This is a genomic window from Thioalkalivibrio sp. ALMg3 (genome assembly GCF_000381225.1).
GTDB lineage: Bacteria > Pseudomonadota > Gammaproteobacteria > Ectothiorhodospirales > Ectothiorhodospiraceae > Thioalkalivibrio > Thioalkalivibrio versutus.
In genome coordinates, this window is the sequence record NZ_KB906226.1 from 78,438 (window position 1) to 97,835 (window position 19,398).

The window sequence follows — 19,398 nt, forward strand, 5'->3', positions numbered from 1 at the left end:
CCCGAGTCGGACAGCGCACGCAATATGTGACGGGATCGTTCGTTGAACTTCGAGATTGTATCCAGCGGTGCGCGCTCCACGGCCGCCTCCCAACGGTAAACCCTATTATATACGCGATGGCAGATACTGCGTGCGTGCTAGTCCGCGCCCGGGTTCTCCAATCGAGCCCGCCTGCGGCGCACGGCATTCACCAGCCAGCGCGCCAGGAGCGGAAAAAGCCCCGTGGTAACCAGGGACAGGACCAGCACCGGCGAGAGAATGCCCTCGATGCCATCAAGCCGCCCCAACTGCGTCCCGGCATTCGCGAACACCGCCGTGGCCGGCAGCATCCCCACGAGTGATACCCAGAAATACGTCCAGATCCGGATCGGCAACAGGCCCATCCCGGCGTTGATCAACAGGAACGGGAACACCGGAATCATCCGCAGCGCGAACAGGTAGAACGCGCCCTCGCGCTCAAAGCCCGCATTGATGCGCCCAAGTTGGTTCTTGTAACGACGCTGAACAGCATCGCGCGCCAGCGCCCGCGCCACAACAAAGGTCAGGGTCGCCCCCAGCGTCGAAGCCAGCGACGACAGCACGGTGCCCCAGACCACGCCAAACAGGGCACCGCCGGCCAGGGTCATCACCACGATCCCCGGCACCGAAAAGGCGGCCACCACCATGTACAACAGGAAGAACACCCAGGCCGTGACGAACGGGTGCGCGACCCGCCAGTCCTCCACCTGCAGGCGCGCGACCTGCAGGGTCTCCAGATCCAGACCCGGGCCCATCGCAACCACCAGCCAGACGGCGACGAGACCCACCAGGGCAACAACCAACCCCCAGTAATAGCGATTCAATCGCGACTCCTCGCGGTCAATTTGCCGGAACCATGCGCGGCAAACCCGTACACTGCAAGCATGCATGCACATCCGTACGACGAACTGAAACCCGGTGTCATCCTCGACGCGGTGGAAACGACCGGTCTGCGCTGCGACGGGCGCCTGCTGGCCCTCAACAGCTACGAAAACCGCGTCTACCAGGTCGGCATCGAGGACACCACACCGGTCATCGCCAAGTTCTATCGTCCGCAACGCTGGACACCCGCCGCCATCCGCGAGGAACACGGCTTTAGCCAGGAACTTGCAAGCCGCGAGATCCCGGTAGTCGCCCCTCTGGCCGATCCTGAAGGCGAAACCCTGCACGATCACGCCGGGTTCATGTTCGCCGTCTACCCGCGCTGCGGCGGCCGGGCGCCGGATCTGGAGCAGCGCGACACCCTGGTCCGCATCGGCCGCTTCATCGCGCGCATCCACGAGGTCGGACGCGCCGCCCGCTTTCACGAGCGGCCGGTCCTCGATCCCGTCCCGCGTGGCGAGGAGGCGCGCCAGGCCGTGCTCGACTCCGGCTTTCTGCCCCCGGAGCTGGAATCCGTGTACCGCGATCTCAGCGCCGACCTGCTGGGGCGAATCCAGCGGGACCTCGACACGATCGGGCCGGTCCCACAGCTGCGGCTGCACGGCGACACCCACCCCGGCAACATCCTGTGGACCGACGACGGCCCGCACTTTGTCGATCTGGACGACGCCTGTACCGGCCCCGCCATGCAGGACCTGTGGATGTTCCTGTCCGGCGAACCGCCCGAGATGGCCTGGCAGATGCAGGCCCTGCTGGAAGGCTACGAGACCTTCGTACCGCTGGATCGCCGCCAGCTCGGGCTGATCGCCCCGCTACGCACCCTGCGCATCCTGCGCCACGCCGCCTGGCTGGCCCGGCGCGCCGACGACCCGGCCTTTGTCGACGGCTTTCCGATCTTCTACACGCCGCGCTTCTGGGAGGATCACATCCTCACCCTGCGCGAGCAGGCCGCCGCCCTCGACGAACCCGCCCTCGACCTGGGTTACTGAGGCCCGGTCTCACCGCAGGTTCCGGATCAGCTCCAGCACCGAGTCGCGGGTATCGTCGAGGCACGAGAGCACTATCAGAAAAGAGACAATGGCGCCGCCGTACCGAGGCAACTGCGCCCGTATCCGGTGGCGCCTGGGGGACAGCGATTTCCTGCTTCCCTTGCGGCTGCCCTGGACGTTGCCCATGTCCGGGCGTCCGGGTCTGCGACGTGCGCGTCCGGTCCCTCCGCCTCAGGCGGATGCGCGGTCAGTGCGGGTCCCCACAATGGCACCCAGCCCGTGGTAGTGCTGCAGCAACTGGCGTCCACTGGCCACCAGCTCGCCCGAGAGTTCCAGCCCGAAATCGCCGGCCACCCGGCGGATCTGTTCGTCGCCGGTCGCCGGTGTCTCGATCACCCGCCACAGCAGCCGGGCGCCGAGCGGGTTCAGCTCGGCAAACCGCACCCGCTCCTCCCCGGTGCGGTACGCCAGCAGGTAGGTGGGCACCTCTCCCGGTTGATCGGGCTGGAAGTCGGCCCCGATCCGGTGCACCGGGTACTCGTAGGCCAGCAGCCGCGCGGCGGCCGAAAACACCGGAACCTGAGCCATAAGATCACCGTCCGGCGTCACATCCGGAGGTTGCGTGGTATCCGCATAGACCAGTTCGGTCTCCACCCGCTCGTAGTGGGCCAACTCGGCCAGGAAGGGCAGATCGCCGGGCTGCGCCGGGCGTTCTTCCGCCAGGTAGCGCACGAACTCCGCCGCCAACTGCGGAAAATACGGCGTTTCGCTGCCATGATCGCGATAGAAGTCGCGCACCAGCTGTTCCCAGGCGGCCGCCTCCAGCAGTCCCCGCAGGACCGGGAACCCCCGGGCCAGCAGGTTGGCCACGTTGTTGAAGAACAGACGCCGGTAGATCGCCAGGCGCCGGCTCTCGATCCCCTCCGGGGCCGGATAGCGCTCCGGGTCACGCAAGTGCCGCGCGAATGCCTCCTGCACCTGCTGGAAATCCGCCTCAGGCATGCAGGAGCCGCTCTTCCTGGCCGGCGCGCGCCCGCAACTGCAGATCCCGAATCCGGTCGGTCTCCGCCAGCAGTTCCTCCAGCGGCGGCAAGTTGAAGTCGCGCTCGAGCAGGGTCGGCACCGGCCCGATGCGGGCATAGGTGGCCTCCAGCAGCGCCCAGACATCGGAACAGATCGGCTGGCCATGGGTATCGACCCGCAGGTCCGGGGCCTCCTCCTCGTGCCCGGCAATGTGCAGGTAGCGCACTCGCTCCAGCGGCATTGCATCCAGGAACTCGGTCGGCTCGTAGCCGTGATTGATGCTGTTGACGACGATGTTGTTCACGTCGAGCAGGAGGTCGCAGTCGGCCTCCTCCAGCACGGCCCGCACGAAGGTGATCTCGTCCAGTTCGGCCCCCACCGGGGTGTAATAGGAGACATTCTCCAGCGCCACCCGGCGCCCGAGGATGTCCTGCACCTGGCGCACGCGATCGGCAACGTAGCGCACCGCCTCCTCGGTGAACGGGATCGGCATCAGGTCGTACAGATGCCCCTGGCCGTCGCCACAGGCGGAGAGATGCTCGCTGTAATCCTCGATCCCGTGGGTATCCAGGAAAGTGCGCAGGTCCTGCAGGAAGGTCTTGTCCAGCGGGCGCGGCCCGCCGATGTCGAGAGACAGCCCGTGACAGACGAAGGGCTGGGCCTCGGTGTATTCGCGAAAGATGCGGCCCAGACGTCCGCCCAGGTGCATCCAGTTCTCCGGTGCCGCCTCGAAAAACCCCAGACGTTCCGTCGCCTCCGGGGCCTCGGCCAGCGGGCCCAGCAGGGCCCGCCGCAAGCCGAGCCCGGCGCCGCTGACGCGGGCCGGGTTGGCAGGGTGGACGACCTTAGCCGCCACAGGTCCCCTCGCCACAGGCGCCTTCGGAATCCTTCTCGTCGCCGTCCGAGCCACCGCAGGTGCCCTCGCCGCAGCTGCCTTCACTATCCTTGGTATCGCTCGCGCCACCACAAGTGCCTTCGCCACAGGAACCCTCGGCCAGCATCAGCGGCGACTGGCCGCCCTGCTGATAGCCGTGGTTCAGGTCGGCCGAGGCAAACACCGGGCTGGTGGCCATGGCCATGCCGATCGCCGCCGTGCCGACGGCACCGGCCAGGGCCTTGGTGGAAAACAGATCGTTCTTCATGGTCGTACTCCTCGTCTTGCGATGATGGATCCGCTGGACCCGTTGTGAAATGGCTGCTGAAACAGCTCTTGGAGTTATCCCCTGCTCATCATCCTCCGACGGATGTAATAGTCGATGCTGACATAACGTCCCGCTCCCCAGAAGAACAGAACCAGAAGCATCACGAAGAAGGTCGCGGCCATCTCGATGCCGTTGTTCACGATCGCGAAGTTTCCGGTCTCGGTCAGCCAATTGTAGTTGCCATGCTCCTGCAAAATGGACTTGGCGCGATCCAGACGCATCTGCGCCTGTTCGACCCCGGAACAGTTGAACAGGCACATCATCGGATCGGAGATCCGCTGCCACCCGTGTTCCAGATGCACGGTCACGGCCGCCACGACCATCGTGATCATCAGCGGGATCGAGAACCAGCGCGTCGCCAGACCGAGCAGCAACGCAAGCGCGCCCAGAACCTCGGCATACGCCGACAGCATCACCATCAGATAGGGGAAGGGCATGCCCAGCCCCCAGTCCGCGTTGCCGTACCACATCACCACGTTCTCTTTCGGCAGGATGCCGTCCAGCTTGTTGGTCCCCGCCATCCAGAACACCGGGGCGAGGTAGAGCCGCAACAGCAAAGGCGCCAGGAAGTCCGCACCTCGCGTCCAGTCCAGCCAAGCCTGCAAGCGCACTGCCAAGGTTCCAGTCGCAGCCATCGTCCTGATCTCCTTTTCCCCTTCTACTGGGTATAAAGCCTAGACCGCGGGCTCACGCTGTACGCGGGGTGATCCGCCGGCTTTTATGTCCGATCGTCCGGGACCACGCGGAGAGGCCCGTGACGCCCGGCAACCGGGCGCCCAAAGGTCTAAGGTGAAGAAAGGCAAAAGGAAGGTTTGATGGACATCAGCCCCCACGAAGACGTGCTGTCGACGGTTCTGGCCGCCTACAACTTGCGTGCCCGCATCGACACCAACCCGCGCCTGTGCGGGGAGTGGCAGCTCAGCACGACGGGCTCGGGGAATGCCAGCTTTCACCTGGTGGGGGAAGGCGGATGCTATCTGCACATGGAGGCGATGGCCCCCGTCTGGATGGAGGCCGGCGATCTTCTCCTGCTGCCGCATGACGACTGGCACCTGATGTCCAGCCGCGACACCGTGCCCGACCGCGACAACCACCTGACGCTGGTGGAAGGCGAGGATCCGCCGGATATCCCGGTCACACAGCTCCTGTGCGGCCACTTCGAGTTCGATTCCGGCCGCCGCAACCCGATCCTGGCCGCGCTCCCCGATCACATCATCATCCGCCGCCGCGAATCCGGCGACCGGCTGTCACACCTGGCGGACCTGATGAACATCGAACTCGCGGAGCGTTCCTCGGGCTACCGGCCCGTGCTGGACCGCCTCGCGGACACCCTGTTCGTGATGGCCGTGCGCCACCACATCTGTTCGCAACGCGAACACTCGGAGGGATCGCTGCTCGCCGCCCTGGCCGACGACCGCATCCGCCGGGCACTGGATGCCCTGCACGCCCACCCGGAGGCGGCCTGGACCCTGGAGGGGCTGGCCAGCGAGGCGGCCATGTCGCGCAGCAGCTTTGCCGAACGTTTCCACGCGCTGGTCGGCCAGACGCCCATCGACTACCTGACCCAGTGGCGGATGGTCCTGGCGGAACGCCTGCTGCGCGACGGGCGGAAGTCGGTCGCGGGCGTAATGGACGCGGTGGGCTATACCTCGGAGGCGGCCTTTCGCAAGGCCTTCAAGCGGGTGCACGGTTTCGGGCCGGGGCGCATCCGGCAGCTACTGCGCCGGCTCGGTGGCGGCCAGGCTTGACTGCCAAAGAGCGGATCAGAAGGTGTTGGCGACGCTGGCCACGCCCGGCGCACGCGACCGAACCAGGCGTTCGACCACATTCTTGAGATCCAGCGTGGAGCGCGGACAGCCCACACAGGCCCCCTTGAGCCGGACCCGTACGGTGCGGCCATCGAGCTCCACGAATTCGATATCGCCACCGTCCTGCATCATGATCCGCCGCGCCTCCTCGATCGCGGCGCGCACCGCGTCGACGTCGATCGGGCCATCGGCCGGCACGTCGGCCGCCTCGCGTTGCGCATGGGTCTGGGCCCGGTCCAGGCGCAGCGCGAGCTCCGGATCGAGTTCCTCGATCGCGTCCAGTTCATCCTCGCTGTACACGTGATCGGGCTCGTCACTCAGCAGGTGTGACACGTCCACCATCACCTGCGCATTGTCGGGTCCAGCCATGTTCGGGCCTCCGGGTACTCGGCTTTTCGCCAGTATAGCAACGCCCCGCTCCACCCCCGCGCGAAGCCGCACCCGCCAGCCGGGATCCACCACCTCGCGCGCGGGCGACCAGCGCAACCGCACGCGCAGACGGCGCAGGTCCTCCGGATGCATGCGCCCGGCGTGCAGCCACAGGCGCCATACCCGGCCGGTCGCGGGCACCCGAACGACGAGGATGACGACCCGACGCAACACTCGTGTATCGGGCAGCACCTCGACCCAGTCCACCTGCTCCTGGCGCAGGCCCTCGGCGGTGGCCAGCCAGGTTGCACCCTCGGGCGTCTGCCCCAGCCAGTCCCAGGCCGGCGGTTGCGAGCGCCCTTGCCACCACCACCCGGCGATGGCCAGCCCGAAGACCGGGGCCAGCGTCCACAACGGGCTGTACACCAGCACATAGGCGGCCACAGCCAGGAGCAGGAGGATCTGGCCCGCGAGCGCGAGCCGGGGGAGGACCGGGTCAGGTCGGAGCCGAAGCCTGAGTGGCGGCGCGGATCGCCGGGACAAGGCGGGCTATCCCCTCGTCCACCGTGGTCTGGCGACCCATGACCACATCCAGCAGCACGTTGTCGGGGTAATCGAGCAGGCGTTCGAAGGCATCGCGACCCTCCTGGTCCAGTTGCGCATATCCCTGCGCGAGAAAGTGGCCGAGCAGCCAGTCGTTCTCCAGCATGCCGCGGCGACAGCGCCAGCGTGTCCGGTTATCCGGTTCCATCACCGAAATGCCCCACCCGCGCCCCGGTAGATACCGTCTTGCCCTACGGGGGCTGGATACCCGTTGCGGATCAGGCCACTCACAGCGACTTCTTCAGCATGGTGCGGCGGATGTCGCTGATCGCGCGGCTCGGGTTCAGGCCCTTCGGGCACACCTGGGTGCAGTTCATGATGGTGTGGCAGCGGTAAAGCTTCCAGGCATCATCCAGCTGTTCGAGACGGTGCTCGGTGGCCTCGTCGCGGCTGTCGTGGATGAAGCGCGCGGCCTGCAAAAGCGCCGCCGGCCCCAGGAACTTGTCCGGGTTCCACCAGTAGGATGGGCAGGCAGCGGAGCAGCAGCCGCACAGGATGCACTCGTAGAGCCCGTCCAGTTGTTCGCGGTCTTCGGGGCTTTGCTTGCGCTCCACCTCGGGCTCCGGGCTGTCGTTGACCAGCCAGGGCTCGGCCTTGCGGTATTGCTCCCAGAAGTTGTCCATGTCCACGATCAGGTCGCGGATCACCGGCATGCCCGGGAACGGGCGCAGGGTCACGGGTGAGTCCAGCTCCGCCAGCGGGGTGATGCAGGCCAGGCCATTGGTGCCGTTGATGTTCATGCCGTCGGAGCCACACACCCCGTGCTGACAGGAGCGGCGAAAGCCCAGGGAGTCGTCCTGTTCCTTCAGCAGAAGCAAGGCATCCAGCAGCATCATCCCGGGCTCGACCTGGTCATCGGGCAGGCTGAAGCGCTGCATCTTCGGCAGCGTGTCCGTTTCCGGGTTGAAGCGGTAGATCGAGAACTCCATCGGTATCTCCTGTCGGTGACCACGGCCACCGTTGTCACACGCGTCGGTAAGCCCCAATCAATCCTGTTACTGCGCCTCGGCACAGGCAATGCATCGCTCGACCGACGGATCGATCTCCAGCCGCGAGCGCGCAATCGGCTCCAGGCAGTCGATGCACAGTCCGCCCTCGCCCTCCTCCAGCCGCTTCAGCGCCCGGCGGGCACGAACACGCTGGGCCTCGCGCCGCTGCTGGCTCGCCTTGGCCATGGCCTGGCCCTGCAGCGCGTCCATCCGCGAGAGCCGTCCGGTGCGTTGCTGGTCCAGCTCCACGGTCGCGCCGCTGTCGGCGGCGCCCGCGAGCGCGGCATCCAGCTCCGTCAGCAGCGCCTCGAGCTGCTCGTGCAGCCACACCTCGGGTACCGGTTCGGCAGGGTTGCTCATTGCTCATCTCCCATTGGGCGCAATGCCCATGGTTGAACGCGCGGGCTGCCATGCCCCCTGATGCGATTCGCTACGCTCATCGGCATCCTACGGTCGAGTCGACCCATCAATAGACGCGTTCCTTGGGCGGGAACGAGGCCACGGTATTCGGCTGCGTCCGCACCGGCTTGTAGTCCAGGCTGTCATCCGCCAGCGAGTACAGGCTGTGCTTGAGCCAGTGCTGATCGTCGCGCTCGGGGAAATCGATCCGCGAGTGGGCGCCGCGGCTTTCCTCGCGCCCCAGCGCGGAGCGGATGGTCGCGATCGCGCAGTCCATCAGGTTCTCCAGCTCCATCGCCTCCACCCGCGCGGTATTGAAGGTGCTGGAGTGATCCGCGATCACCGCGTGGTTCAGGCGCTCGCGGAGCGCGCGGACCTTCTCCACGCCCTCGCGCATCACCACGTCGGTGCGGAATACCGAGCAGTGGTCTTCCATCACCTTGCGCAGTTCGCGCTTGAGCGGCTCGACCTGCTCGGCGGAGCCATCGCCCGGGTCCTTGCGATCCCAGCGCGTGAGCCGCGCCATCGCCTGTTCCACGGCCGACTCGTCCAGCGGCCGGTGGTAACGGTTCTCGGCCAGGTACTCGAGGATGTGATTGGCCGCCGCGCGGCCGAACACCAGGATGTCGAGCAGTGAATTGCCACCCAGGCGGTTGGCCCCGTGCACCGAGACACAGGCCGTCTCGCCGGCCGCGTACAGCCCCGGGACCGGGTCCTCCGGCGTGTCCTTCTCGGGCGCCACCACCTGCCCGAAGCGATTGGTCGGGATGCCGCCCATGCTGTAGTGACAGGTCGGGAAGATCGGGATCGGCGCCTCGATCGGATCGACCCCGAGAAAGGTCATGCTCGTCTCGCGAATCCCCGGCAGGCGCTGCATGATCGTATCGGCCCCCAGATGGCGCAGGTCGAGCAATACGTGATCCGCATTGCGCCCGCAGCCGCGTCCCTCGCGCACCTCGGTGGCAATGGAGCGGCTCACCACGTCGCGCGAGGCCAGGTCCTTCGCCCGCGGGGCGTAGCGCTCCATGAAACGCTCGCCCTCGGCGTTGATCAGGAACCCGCCCTCGCCGCGCGCGCCCTCGGTAATCAGCATCCCGCGCCCGGCGATCCCGGTCGGGTGGAACTGCACGAACTCCATGTCCTCCAGCGGTACCCCGGCGCGCAGGGCCATCGCCATGCCGTCACCGGTGTTGATCAGCGCGTTGGTCGTGGTGCGGAACAGCTGTCCCGCCCCGCCGGTCGCGATCAGGGTGGTCTTCGCCTCGATCACGATCGGCTCGCCGGTCAGGATCTCGAACGCCAGCACGCCCAGCACGTAGCCCTGCGCGTCGCGCAGCAGGTCCACCGCGAAATACTCGTCGAAGAAGTGCGTGCGCGCGCGCAGGTTCTGCTGGTACAGCGAGTGCAGGATCGCGTGCCCGGTGCGGTCCGCCGCCGCGCAGGTGCGCGCGGCTTGATCCTGACCGAAATTCTGGCTCTGCCCGCCAAAGGCGCGCTGGTAGATGGTGCCGTTGTCCAGGCGCGAGAACGGCACGCCGAAGTGGTCCAGCTCGTAGACCACCTTGGGCGCGGCGCGACACATGTATTCGATCGCGTCCTGGTCGCCCAGATAGTCCGAGCCCTTCACCGTGTCGAACATGTGCCAGTGCCAGGAGTCCGGCAGGACGTTGGCCAGGGCGGCGTTCACCCCGCCCTGCGCCGCCACCGTGTGCGAGCGCGTGGGAAACACCTTGGAGACCACCGCGACCTTGGCATCGCCATTGGACAGCTGTAGCGCCGCGCGCAGGCCGGCCCCGCCGGCCCCGATGATCAGGGCGTCGAACTTGCGTCGCGCCACGTTCATGCCAGTCCCTTCATGCCAGTCCCGCCCGAATCAGAATGAAAAATGCCCACAGCCCCGTCAGGAGCAACCCGCCGGCGGCCAGCACGAACACCAGGAGCCGCGTGCCGGGCGCATGCACGTAGTCCATCACCACGTCGCGCAGCCCGATCCACGCATGCAGCAGCATCAGCAGCACGAACACCGCCGTCAGCAGCCCAGTCACCGGGTGCCCGACCACACCCAGCCATGCGGCATGATCCGCCGGCGCGGCCAGCACGAAGAATCCGAGGGCCAGGATCACGTACACGCCCACGTACACCGCCGTGATGCGTTGCAGCAGCCAGGCGCGCTGTCCGCTCAGCAGCCTCATAGCACCAGCCCCAGCCACACCAGCACGGTGCCGAGGATGCCCGCGTACAGCGCATCGCGCGCCGTGCGCAGCGAGCCCGCGCGATCCTCGCCGATGCCGAATTCCATCAGCAGGTAGCGAATCCCGGCAAACAGGTGATGCAGCAGCCACCAAAGCCCCAGGGCCAGCGCCACCAGGCCGATCGGATGATGAATGATCGCCACGACCTGGGCGAAGCCCTCGGGGCTGGCCAACGAGCGGTCCAGCAGCCAAAGCAGCACGGGAATCGACAGAATCAGGAAGACACCGGTGATCCGGTGCAGAATGGAGACCACGGCATTCAGCGGCAGTCGGATCTTGCGCAAATCCAGAAAGACGGGACGTCCCTGCCGAGTCATGCCAACCCCTAATAGCCGGAAGAAAAGGACCGTCAGGCTGACACCCCGCGTGGGGTTCGTCTACCATCGATCCACCGAATCAGCTTACCACTCCATGCTGCCGTCGTGACCCCGTATCGCCGCCTCCCTCGCGGTACGCCCGGCGATGGCATGGGCAGCAGTCCACTGGAGATCCTCGATGCGCGAAGACTGGAAAGACCACATCACCGATGCGGGTGCCGAGTTCGAGGAGGACGACCTCCTGCACTACGGCAACCCGGAACGTGAACGCCGCATGGCCATCAACGGCGAGGTGATCTGCGACCTCTCCCATCGCGGCCTGCTGGAGGTTCGCGGCGACGACGCCACCGACTTCCTGCAGGGCCAGTTCGGCAACGACATCCGCGCGGTGGACGCGCAACACAGCCAGCTGTCCAGCTACTCCAGTCCCAAGGGCCGCGCCTACGCCGTGTTCCGCGTGCTGCGTACCCGCGACGGCTACCTGCTGGAGATGCCCGCAGACCGGATCGAGCCGGTGGCCAAGCGCCTGCAGATGTTCGTGCTGCGCGCGAACGTAATCATCGAACAGGCCGGCGACTCCCGCATCCACTTCGGCTGCTCCGGGCCGGATGCCGAGAAGGAGCTGCAAAGCGCGCTGGGTGTCTGTCCCGCCGAGGTCGAGGAGGTCGTCGAGAAAAACGGCGTCACCGTGGTCCGGGTACCCGGGGTGCACCCGCGCTTCGAGCTGTTCGGCGAGATCGACGCCATGCGCAAGGCGTGGGACGGCCTGAACGTCCACGCGGCCCCGGTGGGCCCGCGCGACTGGGCACTGCTGGACATCCTGGCCGGGGTCCCCACCGTGGTGGAGGAAACCAGCGAGAAGTTCGTGCCGCAGATGCTCAACCTGCATGCCCTGGGCGCGGTCAGCTTCGAAAAGGGCTGTTATCCGGGCCAGGAGGTCGTGGCACGCATGCACTACCTGGGCAAGCTCAAGCGGCGCATGTTCCGCCTGGCGATCCATACTCAGACTCCACCCCAACCCGGCTCGCCTGTGTTCCAGGCCGGCGGCAACCCGGACCAGTCGGACGGCGAGATCGTCGCAGCCGAATTGCACCCGGACGGGCTGTACTCCGCCCTGGCGGTACTGCAGGTCGCGGCCGCCAAGGGCGAACTGCGCTGGGACGCACCCGACGGCGCCAAGGCCGAGGTCGTCGAACTGCCCTACGCAGTCCCCGAAGGAGCCTGACGCATGCGCTTTTTGTTCTTCTTTTTCGTCCTGATCCTGCTGGCACTGTGGGCGGCCTTCTTCAGCCGCCCCGACAACCCCACGCTATCCAACTGGCTCTACGCCCTGGCCGGTGTATTGGCAGTGCTGTTCCTGATCGGCTATTTGCGCCTCGACGGGGTCATATGACCCGAACCCTCTGATCCGCATCGCCGCACCCCCGCGGGCCCGGCACCGGCCGGGCCACGCGTCTCAGGACGCCAGCCGGGTTCGGGTATCCGCCACCGGCTCGCCCAGGCGCGTCTCCAGGTCCCGCGCCTGGCGTGCATGGCAACCCGACAAGGCAAACCCCTCGAGCCGTGCATCGACGTGATACTCCAGGTGACGCCCTTCGCCGTCGCCCGAGATCTCCACCCATTCGCCCCCGTCCGTCTGCGGCGGGCAGACGTTCAACGGCAGGCTCCCGGTCTTGACCTGCACGATCCCGGCATCCGGCCGGTACACCGTCGGCTCGCCGGACAGCGTTCGCGCCAGCGCAGCTGCTTGCCCGCGCAGGGTCTCCACGTAGGGGCGTAACTGGCCGTCGAACTCGCAACCATCGCCCAGGGCGAAGACCGCCGGGTCGGTGGTGCGCAAGAGTGCGTCCACCTCGATCCCCGCGTGGCAGGCCAGACCGATCCGCTCGGCCAGCTCGCGGTTGGGCACCAGCCCGAGCGCGCTGATGACCACCTCGGCCTCTACCGATTCGCCGCTGGCAAGGACGAGACGGGTCGTTCCCTCCGCCACCGGTTCGATGCGCTCGACGGTCGCCTCGGTGTGCCACTGCACGCCGCGGTCGGCCAGCGCCTTCTCCAGATCGACGCTCAGCGGCTCGGGCAGCAGATTCGGCAGCGGCCGTGACGCACACTCGATCAAAGACACCGGATGGCCACCCGCCGCCAGGTCGTCCGCCAGCTCGCAGCCCACCAGGCCGGCGCCGATGATGGCCACACGGGTATGGGCCGGTGACCCGGCTTGCGCCTCGAGGGCCGCACGCAGCGCGCGGTAGTCCTCCAGCGTGTTCACCGACAGCGGCGCCCCGGCCCCACCCGGGAACGCCATTTGCCGCGGGCGCGCCCCGGTGGCCAGCACCAGCTGGCCGTACGGCACGCCGCCACGGGCGGTGATGATTTTTTGCTGCGCCCGCTGGACATCGAGCACACGGACAAACGGCATCAGGTCAATGCCTAGCCGGGCCGCCCGCGCCACGCCAGTCTCCTCCACCAGATCCGCGACCGCGACGCCCCGGGCAAAGGCATTGGAGATCCGCGGCTTGGTGTAGTAATCACCGGAATCGGCGGTCAGCAGGCGGATCGTACGCCGCGGATCCCGCTCGCGCAGGGCCTCGGCCAGGGCCCAGCCCGCCATGCCGCCGCCGACGATCACCACCGCATCCGGATCGGCCGCGCCGGCTCCGGCACTCCAGGCCATCGCGGCGGCACCGGCGTCCGCGGTCTCGGCGCGCGGCTCCAGGGCGGTGAAATCCGCCTTGGTCACATTACAGTCGGGGCAATACCAGTCGTCGGGGATATCCTCGAAGCGGGTCCCAGGGGCCAGACCGGAATCCGGGTCGCCCTTGGCCTCGTCGTAGATATACCCGCAGACTTTGCAGATATAGCGCTTGAACTCGTCGGTTTCGGTGCTCATCACGCGGCCTCCACGGCATCGAGAATGGCCTTCAGCTTGGGGTCCAGTTCGGACCCGATGGCGTCCAGATCGGGGTTGGCCCACGGCGCGAAGACGTCCCGTGCGGAGCGCGCGCTGACGCGCAGCATCTCGCCATCGCCGGAGACGTGGATGCGCAACGGGATGTCGATGCCGGCCGGCTTGCAGGCCTCCCAGACACGCACCGCATAGCTCGGGTGGAAGATCTCCAGGATCTGGTCGGTCGGGACCTCGACCCCGATCTTCGCGGCATTGGCCTGGCCATTGATGTGCGAGACCAGCTTCAGCCCCTGGGCGTCAATCGCCTCCTTCAGGGTCGCGACCGCGGTCTCGGGGTCCAGTCGGGTAGTGGTTTCCAGCATGACGATTCCTTCGTTCGGTGCGGGGCCCCGGTAGGCCCCGACCGTGGGTGGTGGACTAGTGCGCGTGGATCCGCGCCAGCTCCTTGCGCAGGTGCTTGATCGCCGGGGTGACGATGGCCACGAAGTACGACTCGCGAAGCTTGCGCTGGGCGGCGGCATTCGCCAGATACCCCCGGGCCCCGGCATGCAGCAATGCCGACTGCGACGCACGCAGCGACAACTCGGAACCGGTCAGGCGCATCTGCAACACATCGGCAAAGAAGCCTTCGGACTCGTCGAAGGGCGTTTCCGAAAGCGCATAGCAGGCTGCACGGCCATCCTCCAGCGCCTCTTCCAGTTCGCCCACCTGGTCATCCAGATAGCCATTCACGTGGGACAGCGTCTCGTTGGCCTCGCGCATGGTCTGGATGCAGCCATCGATCAGCCCCAGCCCCATCCCCATCTGCAGCAGCACGAACCCCGGTCGGATCCGGCGGATGTACTCGGGCAGGGCGTCGGCCAGCACGTGCTCATCGGGCACGAACACGCGATCGAAATGGCAGCCAAAGGTGCGCGAACCCTCCAGCGCAGTGAACTCGGGACAGGCCGTCAGGCTGAACCCGGGGTCGGAGCAGTTGATCAGCGCCATGACCGGCCGCGGGTTCGCGCCGGTGGTGCGGAAGATCGCGCCGAAGTAGTGGTCCTCGCCCAGGTTGGATACCCAGGGCAGCGCACCGGAGACCACATAACCGCCGTCCACACGTTCGGCGGAGAGCTTGAGGTCCTCGATATTGGCAAACCACTTCATCGGGTTGGACAGCGCGGTGGCACCCAGTGCCTCGGCATTTGCCAGCCTCGGCAGGGCCTCGCGCTTCAGGGTGTCCGAGGCACTGTTCTCCACGTACCAGGCACAGGCGTTCTGGCACCAGGCGACAAAGCCGGTGGTCATGCACTCGGCCGAGATCACCTCGTTGGCGCGGATGGCGCTGGCGATATCCGTGGTGCCACTGGCGTTCTGGCTGGCCAGGTGGCGATTAAAGGCGCCGAGGCGCCCGGCCTCGCGCAGGAAGTCTTCGGGGTACAGGCCTTCGCGGTCGATGCGGGCGGTCAGCGGAGCCAGATCGCGCTCCACCAGCGCCTGCAGCGCGGCATCGGCATCCGCCGGCCCTGCGGCCGGCGATACCCCCGTCACGTCTTGAGTGCGGGTTTCAAGCATTGGGGTTTACTCCCGTTGGGCAGCAGGACCGGAATCAGGCGAGCTCGACACTGAGCTTGACCGGGTTTCGCATGGTGTTGGCGACCGGCGACCAGAAGTCGGCATGGGCAACCAGTTCCTTCAGCTGTTCCTCGCTGGCATCCCCTTCCAGGTGCGCCTTGACGCGGATATCGGAGAAGCCGAGGTGCTTGTTCACGTCGGTGTCCCCGACGCCCCATACGGCGGTCACGTTGATGTCGCCCTCCAGGGTCAGCTCGAGCTTGGTCAGGGTGATACCGCGATCGATGGCGTTGGCGTGCATCCCCACGGACAGGCAGGCACCCAAGCTGGCCAGCGCGGCCTCGGAGGGGTTCGGCGCGGTGTCGTCGCCCAGCAGGTGCGGCGGCTCGTCGATCACGTGGGCCTCGAGGTCGCGCACGAAGGTCAGGTTACGGAACTTGCCTTCGCAGACCGTGGTGGCCTTCAGCGTCACGATGTTCTCGGGGTTGGCCTTGCCCTTGGCGGCGAGGTTATTGAGGCCATCCTGGTCGATCGGCTCCAGGGCGTTGATGGACAGGGAGGTGGTGGCTTCGGCTGCAGACATGGTGGTGCTCCTGATAGTTGGGATTCGTGGACCCCCGGCATTCGACCGGGTCGTCCATCCCGGTGCAGAAGCCGTGCCAAAACCGTGCGGACCGCACCACAAAGCCATTTCCAGCCGGGCCACCCGAATCCAACCCATCCCCCCGTCGGACAATCCGTCCGCTTTGTCCACTCGAACTGGTCCGCATTGTCCGGATTGTCCACTTCTCGCCCCCCACGCCGGATCCCCCCGCTTCTGCGATGCCTCGTTCGCCGCTCCCTGTATTGCGCACCAGCGCGCCGTTTCGCCCCCGGTCCGGAGGAAATTCCCGGGCAACACGACGGGTTTGGCACGCCCCTTGTAAGGAACCCCCTTGAACGCGCCGCCGATCCGATCCATCCGGCGGCTCATGAACGAAGGTCAAGAGGGAAACGCCATGGGCGCCGCCATCTCCATCGACTACATCACCCACCACTATCCCGGGCAGGAAGCCCCCACGCTCCAGGACATCCAGGTCACCGTCGCACCGGGCGAGACCGTGGCCCTGATCGGCCAGAGCGGCTGCGGCAAGTCCACCCTGCTGCACATGCTCGCGGGCCTGCTGCTGCCGAGCGAAGGCTGCGTGCGCATCAACGGCCACCAGGTCATCAAGCCGAGCCCGCGCTGGAACATGATGTTCCAGAAGCCCTCGCTCTACCCCTGGATGACGGTGCGCAAGAACGCCTCGCTGGGCCTGATCTTCCAGGGCCGCAAGACCGACATGCGCGAACGCATCGACCAGCTGCTGGAGACCGTGGGCCTGAGCGAGAAGTCCGAGGTCAACGTGCAGTCGCTCTCCGGCGGTCAGCAACAGCGCGTCGCCCTGGCCCGCAGCCTGGCCACCGACCCCGAACTGCTGCTGCTCGACGAACCATTCTCGGCCCTGGACGCCTTTACCCGCGTCGCCCTGCAGGACGAAGTCACCCGCCTGGCCCGGGAACGCGGGATCTCGGTGGTGTTCGTCACCCACGACATCGAAGAGGCCGTCGCCATGGCCGACCGCGTGCTGGTCATGGGCTCCAACCCGGGGACCATCACCGCCGAACTGCCGATCGACATTGCCCACCCACGCGATCGCAACAGCCAGGCCTTCGTCGACCGCAAGGCCGAACTGATGGGCTACTTCGGCGCCACCCGCACCCCGGCCGCTGCCAAGGGTTCAGCGGAGGCCGAAGCCCCGACGCCCGATACCGAAAGCGAAAGCGAACAAGACGAGTCTTCTTCATCCGAATCCCGGGCGCGCGTACGCGCCGCCTGATCCATCTCCACCACTGCCCCGAACCCGAGCGAGGAACCGCCACCATGTGCAACTGCGACAACCACCACGACATCGACAGCGAACTGGACCGGCTGCTGGATCGCAGCTTCTCCCGTCGCAACTTCCTGCGTACCGCCGCCGTCGGCGGCCTGGCCGGGAGCGGGCTTGCCCTGCCCGGTTCCCTGTTCGGGGCCGAACCCGGGAGCCTCGAAGAGCCCGAAGGCGTCGTCAGCGACTTCGACGGCGTCGTGCGCATCGGCTACATCCCGATCACCGACGCGGCCGCCCTGCTGGTCGCCCACTCCGAGGGCTATTTCGAGGACGAAGGACTGGAAGTCGCCGATCCCCAGCTGATCCGCGGCTGGTCGCCGCTGATCGAGTCCTTTGCCGCCAACCGATTCAACCTGGTGCACCTGCTGAAGCCGATCCCGCTGTGGATGCGCTACCAGAATGACTTCCCGGTGAAGATCATGTCCTGGGCCCACACCAACGGCTCGGCCGTGGTGACCGGCCGCCATGTCGACGTGCAGAGCTTCGCCGACCTCGGCGGCAAGAGCGTGGCCGTGCCTTACTGGTATTCCATGCACAACGTAGTCATGCAGATGGCCCTGCGCGATGCCGGCCTGACGCCGGTGATCCGCGATCAGGGCGACGCGCTGGAGGCGCACGAGGTCAACCTGATGCTCATGCCGCCGCCGGACATGCCGCCGGCCCTGGCCGCGCGCTCCATTGATGCATACATCGTCGCCGAGCCGTTCAACGCCGCCGGCGAGCTGCTGGCGCGCGGCAACGTGCTGCGCTTTACCGGCGACATCTGGAAGAACCACCCCTGTTGCGTGGTGTGCATGAACGAGCGCCTGACCGACCGCGAGCCGGAGTGGACCCAGAAGGTGATGAACGCCGTGGTCCGCGCCCAGGGCACGATCCAGCAAGACAAGAAGAGTGTCGCCACTATGCTCTCGCGCGATGGCAAGGGGTATCTCCCGATGCCCGCCAACGTGGTGGAACGCGCGATGACGAACTACCACGACGACAGCACCTACGCCGACAGCGGCGCGATCCGTCACCCCGAATGGGAGAACGGCCGCATCGACTTCTCGCCCTGGCCCTACCCGTCGGCCACCAAGATGCTGGTCGGCGCCATGAACGAGACGCTGGTCGGCGGCGACACCACCTTCCTCGAAGGCCTGGACCCGGAGTTCGTGAGTGACGACCTGGTGAACTACGACTTCGTGCGCAAGGCGATGGAGACGCACACTGCCTGGCAGGGCGCCCCGGGCGTGGACATGGATTCGCCCTATGCCCGCGAGGAGGTGGTGGTGCTATGAACCGCGAAGCCACTCTCTCCGTCGACACCGCGACCGTGGAGCGGCTGATGCCGCTGCTGCGGCTCGCGGACCGCGCACGCCGGGCGCTGCAGTACCCGGCGCTGGGCATCGCCGGCCTGTTCGCCCTGTGGTACTGGGGCGGCTGGGCCATCGGTAACAACGAGGACACGATGGCCTTCGCCAGCTTCGCCCCCGGGCCCACGCTGGCGGCCTTCTGGGACATCGTCAGCTCCGGGGCCGTGTGGTCACCGATCGAGTCCAGCCTGTACCGCGTGGGCTGGGGCCTGGCCTACGCCATTGCCATCGGCGTGCCACTGGGCGTCATGATCGGCTACTTCCTGACGCTGAAGCAGGTCACCCACGTCCCGTTCCAGTTCCTGCGGATGATCTCGCCGCTGGCCTGGATGCCGGTCGCGGTCCTGGCCTTCGCCACCTGGGATGCGGCCATCATCTTCCTGATTGCCATCGCGGCCGTCTGGCCCATTACCTACGCCACCGCGCACGGGGTGCAACGGATCGATCCAATGTGGCTCAAGGTGGGCAACAACCTGGGCGCCAATCCGTACCACACCCTGCGCTACATCGTGATGCCCGCGATCGCCCAGGATGTGTTCGCCGGGATCCGCCTGGCGGTGGGTGTGGCCTGGATCGTACTGGTGCCGGCCGAGTACCTGGGCGTCACCTCGGGGCTGGGCTACGCCATCAACGATGCCCGCGACACCCTGGAGTACGACAAATTGGCCGCATTTGTCCTGGTCATCGGCATTATCGGCTACATGCTCGACGCCATCTGCGTACGCCTGATCAAGCGCAGCAGCTATCACGCGGAGGGCTGATCCCCTCGGGCAATACCCGGGCCCGGCCATTCATGGCCGGGCCTTTTTGTGCGCCCGCA

The 19,398-nt window shown here is 66.9% G+C and carries 23 protein-coding genes; 7 read left to right on the forward strand and 16 right to left on the reverse strand.

The annotated features are described in order from the left end of the window. Positions 1 to 137 precede the first annotated feature (137 nt). On the reverse strand, positions 138 to 842 hold the full coding sequence (locus tag F622_RS0109260; RefSeq protein ID WP_019571788.1) for a TVP38/TMEM64 family protein: 705 nt from the start codon (positions 840 to 842) through the stop codon (positions 138 to 140). Between the two features lie 60 nt (positions 843 to 902). Here F622_RS0109260 and F622_RS0109265 point away from each other — a divergent pair, with 60 nt between their 5' ends. Beyond that, positions 903 to 1,889, forward strand: coding sequence for a serine/threonine protein kinase (locus F622_RS0109265; protein WP_019571789.1), 987 nt, complete (start codon positions 903 to 905; stop codon positions 1,887 to 1,889). Positions 1,890 to 2,120: 231 nt separating this feature from the next. On the opposite strand, the gene F622_RS0109275 is transcribed toward F622_RS0109265, so the two are convergent. The 4 genes from F622_RS0109275 to F622_RS0109290 form a co-directional block, all read right to left on the reverse strand. Continuing rightward, the gene (locus tag F622_RS0109275) at positions 2,121 to 2,891 is read right to left on the reverse strand and encodes a DUF2063 domain-containing protein (RefSeq protein WP_019571790.1); all 771 of its coding nucleotides are present in this window, start codon (positions 2,889 to 2,891) and stop codon (positions 2,121 to 2,123) included. After that, the gene (locus F622_RS0109280; protein ID WP_019571791.1) at positions 2,884 to 3,768 is read right to left on the reverse strand and encodes a DUF692 domain-containing protein; all 885 of its coding nucleotides are present in this window, start codon (positions 3,766 to 3,768) and stop codon (positions 2,884 to 2,886) included. The genes F622_RS0109275 and F622_RS0109280 overlap by 8 nt, the downstream gene beginning before the upstream one ends. After that, the gene (locus tag F622_RS0109285) at positions 3,758 to 4,054 is read right to left on the reverse strand and encodes a hypothetical protein (protein WP_018650008.1); all 297 of its coding nucleotides are present in this window, start codon (positions 4,052 to 4,054) and stop codon (positions 3,758 to 3,760) included. The genes F622_RS0109280 and F622_RS0109285 overlap by 11 nt, the downstream gene beginning before the upstream one ends. Before the next feature lie 74 nt (positions 4,055 to 4,128). Continuing rightward, a complete protein-coding gene (locus tag F622_RS0109290) occupies positions 4,129 to 4,749 on the reverse strand; it encodes a DoxX family protein (protein ID WP_026313044.1) in 621 nt (206 codons plus the stop codon). Between the two features lie 180 nt (positions 4,750 to 4,929). On the opposite strand from F622_RS0109290, the gene F622_RS0109295 reads away from it, so the two are divergent. Beyond that, the gene (locus F622_RS0109295) at positions 4,930 to 5,862 is read left to right on the forward strand and encodes an AraC family transcriptional regulator (protein ID WP_019571792.1); all 933 of its coding nucleotides are present in this window, start codon (positions 4,930 to 4,932) and stop codon (positions 5,860 to 5,862) included. 15 nt (positions 5,863 to 5,877) lie between these two features. On the opposite strand, the gene F622_RS0109300 is transcribed toward F622_RS0109295, so the two are convergent. The 7 genes from F622_RS0109300 to sdhC all read right to left on the reverse strand — a co-directional run bounded on the left by F622_RS0109300 (position 5,878) and on the right by sdhC (position 10,851). Then, positions 5,878 to 6,735, reverse strand: a complete 858-nt coding sequence (locus F622_RS0109300; protein ID WP_018176632.1) for a NifU family protein — start codon at positions 6,733 to 6,735, stop codon at positions 5,878 to 5,880. A 52-nt stretch (positions 6,736 to 6,787) separates the two neighbouring features. After that, on the reverse strand, positions 6,788 to 7,042 hold the full coding sequence (locus F622_RS0109305) for a succinate dehydrogenase assembly factor 2 (RefSeq protein ID WP_026305976.1): 255 nt from the start codon (positions 7,040 to 7,042) through the stop codon (positions 6,788 to 6,790). Between the two features lie 79 nt (positions 7,043 to 7,121). Further along, on the reverse strand, positions 7,122 to 7,823 hold the full coding sequence (locus tag F622_RS0109310) for a succinate dehydrogenase iron-sulfur subunit (RefSeq protein ID WP_018169984.1): 702 nt from the start codon (positions 7,821 to 7,823) through the stop codon (positions 7,122 to 7,124). Between the two features lie 66 nt (positions 7,824 to 7,889). Then, positions 7,890 to 8,243 carry a TraR/DksA C4-type zinc finger protein gene (locus F622_RS0109315; protein ID WP_019571793.1) on the reverse strand — a complete coding sequence of 118 codons (354 nt, stop codon included), beginning with the start codon at positions 8,241 to 8,243 and terminating at the stop codon, positions 7,890 to 7,892. 106 nt (positions 8,244 to 8,349) lie between these two features. Beyond that, the gene (gene sdhA / locus F622_RS0109320; protein ID WP_019571794.1) at positions 8,350 to 10,125 is read right to left on the reverse strand and encodes a succinate dehydrogenase flavoprotein subunit; all 1,776 of its coding nucleotides are present in this window, start codon (positions 10,123 to 10,125) and stop codon (positions 8,350 to 8,352) included. Between the two features lie 10 nt (positions 10,126 to 10,135). After that, complete coding sequence (gene sdhD, locus F622_RS0109325; protein ID WP_018176629.1) at positions 10,136 to 10,474, reverse strand: succinate dehydrogenase, hydrophobic membrane anchor protein; 339 nt, start codon at positions 10,472 to 10,474, stop codon at positions 10,136 to 10,138. Continuing rightward, on the reverse strand, positions 10,471 to 10,851 hold the full coding sequence (gene sdhC, locus F622_RS0109330; RefSeq protein ID WP_019563546.1) for a succinate dehydrogenase, cytochrome b556 subunit: 381 nt from the start codon (positions 10,849 to 10,851) through the stop codon (positions 10,471 to 10,473). Before sdhC ends, sdhD begins: the two co-directional genes overlap by 4 nt. Before the next feature lie 178 nt (positions 10,852 to 11,029). Here sdhC and F622_RS0109335 point away from each other — a divergent pair, with 178 nt between their 5' ends. Both F622_RS0109335 and F622_RS14130 read left to right on the forward strand, forming a co-directional pair. Next, positions 11,030 to 12,076: a folate-binding protein YgfZ gene (locus tag F622_RS0109335; protein WP_018145435.1), complete on the forward strand. Its 1,047-nt coding sequence runs from the start codon at positions 11,030 to 11,032 to the stop codon at positions 12,074 to 12,076. Between the two features lie 3 nt (positions 12,077 to 12,079). Then, on the forward strand, positions 12,080 to 12,244 hold the full coding sequence (locus tag F622_RS14130; RefSeq protein WP_018140916.1) for a hypothetical protein: 165 nt from the start codon (positions 12,080 to 12,082) through the stop codon (positions 12,242 to 12,244). 63 nt (positions 12,245 to 12,307) lie between these two features. Here the strand turns inward: F622_RS14130 and F622_RS0109345 are convergent, their stop codons facing one another. Genes F622_RS0109345 through F622_RS0109360 form a run of 4 tightly spaced genes read right to left on the reverse strand, consistent with a single transcriptional unit; the run spans position 12,308 to position 15,899 of the window. After that, positions 12,308 to 13,741, reverse strand: coding sequence for an FAD-dependent oxidoreductase (locus F622_RS0109345; protein WP_019571795.1), 1,434 nt, complete (start codon positions 13,739 to 13,741; stop codon positions 12,308 to 12,310). Then, complete coding sequence (locus F622_RS0109350) at positions 13,741 to 14,121, reverse strand: DUF302 domain-containing protein (RefSeq protein WP_018176625.1); 381 nt, start codon at positions 14,119 to 14,121, stop codon at positions 13,741 to 13,743. The genes F622_RS0109345 and F622_RS0109350 overlap by 1 nt, the downstream gene beginning before the upstream one ends. Before the next feature lie 55 nt (positions 14,122 to 14,176). Next, positions 14,177 to 15,316 carry an acyl-CoA dehydrogenase family protein gene (locus F622_RS0109355; RefSeq protein WP_019571796.1) on the reverse strand — a complete coding sequence of 380 codons (1,140 nt, stop codon included), beginning with the start codon at positions 15,314 to 15,316 and terminating at the stop codon, positions 14,177 to 14,179. A 34-nt stretch (positions 15,317 to 15,350) separates the two neighbouring features. After that, entirely contained in the window at positions 15,351 to 15,899 is a 549-nt protein-coding gene (locus tag F622_RS0109360) for an OsmC family protein (RefSeq protein WP_019571797.1), read from the reverse strand. Positions 15,900 to 16,314: 415 nt separating this feature from the next. On the opposite strand from F622_RS0109360, the gene F622_RS0109365 reads away from it, so the two are divergent. The 3 genes from F622_RS0109365 to F622_RS0109375 are packed head-to-tail and all read left to right on the forward strand — an operon-like array spanning position 16,315 to position 19,339. Beyond that, positions 16,315 to 17,175 carry an ABC transporter ATP-binding protein gene (locus tag F622_RS0109365; RefSeq protein ID WP_019571798.1) on the forward strand — a complete coding sequence of 287 codons (861 nt, stop codon included), beginning with the start codon at positions 16,315 to 16,317 and terminating at the stop codon, positions 17,173 to 17,175. 44 nt (positions 17,176 to 17,219) lie between these two features. Then, positions 17,220 to 18,503 carry an ABC transporter substrate-binding protein gene (locus F622_RS0109370; protein ID WP_019571799.1) on the forward strand — a complete coding sequence of 428 codons (1,284 nt, stop codon included), beginning with the start codon at positions 17,220 to 17,222 and terminating at the stop codon, positions 18,501 to 18,503. After that, positions 18,500 to 19,339, forward strand: coding sequence for an ABC transporter permease (locus F622_RS0109375; protein ID WP_019568537.1), 840 nt, complete (start codon positions 18,500 to 18,502; stop codon positions 19,337 to 19,339). The genes F622_RS0109370 and F622_RS0109375 overlap by 4 nt, the downstream gene beginning before the upstream one ends. Positions 19,340 to 19,398 lie beyond the last annotated feature (59 nt).

Coding starts and splice junctions, on each gene's coding strand:
- sdhC (WP_019563546.1), bottom strand. CDS start 10,851: ATGACTCGGCAGGGACGTCCCGTCTTTCTGGATTTGCGCAAGATCCGA.
- F622_RS0109290 (WP_026313044.1), bottom strand. CDS start 4,749: ATGGCTGCGACTGGAACCTTGGCAGTGCGCTTGCAGGCTTGGCTGGAC.
- sdhD (WP_018176629.1), bottom strand. CDS start 10,474: ATGAGGCTGCTGAGCGGACAGCGCGCCTGGCTGCTGCAACGCATCACG.
- F622_RS0109310 (WP_018169984.1), bottom strand. CDS start 7,823: ATGGAGTTCTCGATCTACCGCTTCAACCCGGAAACGGACACGCTGCCG.
- F622_RS0109265 (WP_019571789.1), top strand. CDS start 903: ATGCATGCACATCCGTACGACGAACTGAAACCCGGTGTCATCCTCGAC.
- F622_RS0109350 (WP_018176625.1), bottom strand. CDS start 14,121: ATGCTGGAAACCACTACCCGACTGGACCCCGAGACCGCGGTCGCGACC.
- F622_RS0109285 (WP_018650008.1), bottom strand. CDS start 4,054: ATGAAGAACGATCTGTTTTCCACCAAGGCCCTGGCCGGTGCCGTCGGC.
- F622_RS0109275 (WP_019571790.1), bottom strand. CDS start 2,891: ATGCCTGAGGCGGATTTCCAGCAGGTGCAGGAGGCATTCGCGCGGCAC.
- sdhA (WP_019571794.1), bottom strand. CDS start 10,125: ATGAACGTGGCGCGACGCAAGTTCGACGCCCTGATCATCGGGGCCGGC.
- F622_RS14130 (WP_018140916.1), top strand. CDS start 12,080: ATGCGCTTTTTGTTCTTCTTTTTCGTCCTGATCCTGCTGGCACTGTGG.
- F622_RS0109335 (WP_018145435.1), top strand. CDS start 11,030: ATGCGCGAAGACTGGAAAGACCACATCACCGATGCGGGTGCCGAGTTC.
- F622_RS0109365 (WP_019571798.1), top strand. CDS start 16,315: ATGGGCGCCGCCATCTCCATCGACTACATCACCCACCACTATCCCGGG.
- F622_RS0109355 (WP_019571796.1), bottom strand. CDS start 15,316: ATGCTTGAAACCCGCACTCAAGACGTGACGGGGGTATCGCCGGCCGCA.
- F622_RS0109345 (WP_019571795.1), bottom strand. CDS start 13,741: ATGAGCACCGAAACCGACGAGTTCAAGCGCTATATCTGCAAAGTCTGC.
- F622_RS0109295 (WP_019571792.1), top strand. CDS start 4,930: ATGGACATCAGCCCCCACGAAGACGTGCTGTCGACGGTTCTGGCCGCC.
- F622_RS0109375 (WP_019568537.1), top strand. CDS start 18,500: ATGAACCGCGAAGCCACTCTCTCCGTCGACACCGCGACCGTGGAGCGG.
- F622_RS0109370 (WP_019571799.1), top strand. CDS start 17,220: ATGTGCAACTGCGACAACCACCACGACATCGACAGCGAACTGGACCGG.
- F622_RS0109315 (WP_019571793.1), bottom strand. CDS start 8,243: ATGAGCAACCCTGCCGAACCGGTACCCGAGGTGTGGCTGCACGAGCAG.
- F622_RS0109360 (WP_019571797.1), bottom strand. CDS start 15,899: ATGTCTGCAGCCGAAGCCACCACCTCCCTGTCCATCAACGCCCTGGAG.
- F622_RS0109305 (WP_026305976.1), bottom strand. CDS start 7,042: ATGGAACCGGATAACCGGACACGCTGGCGCTGTCGCCGCGGCATGCTG.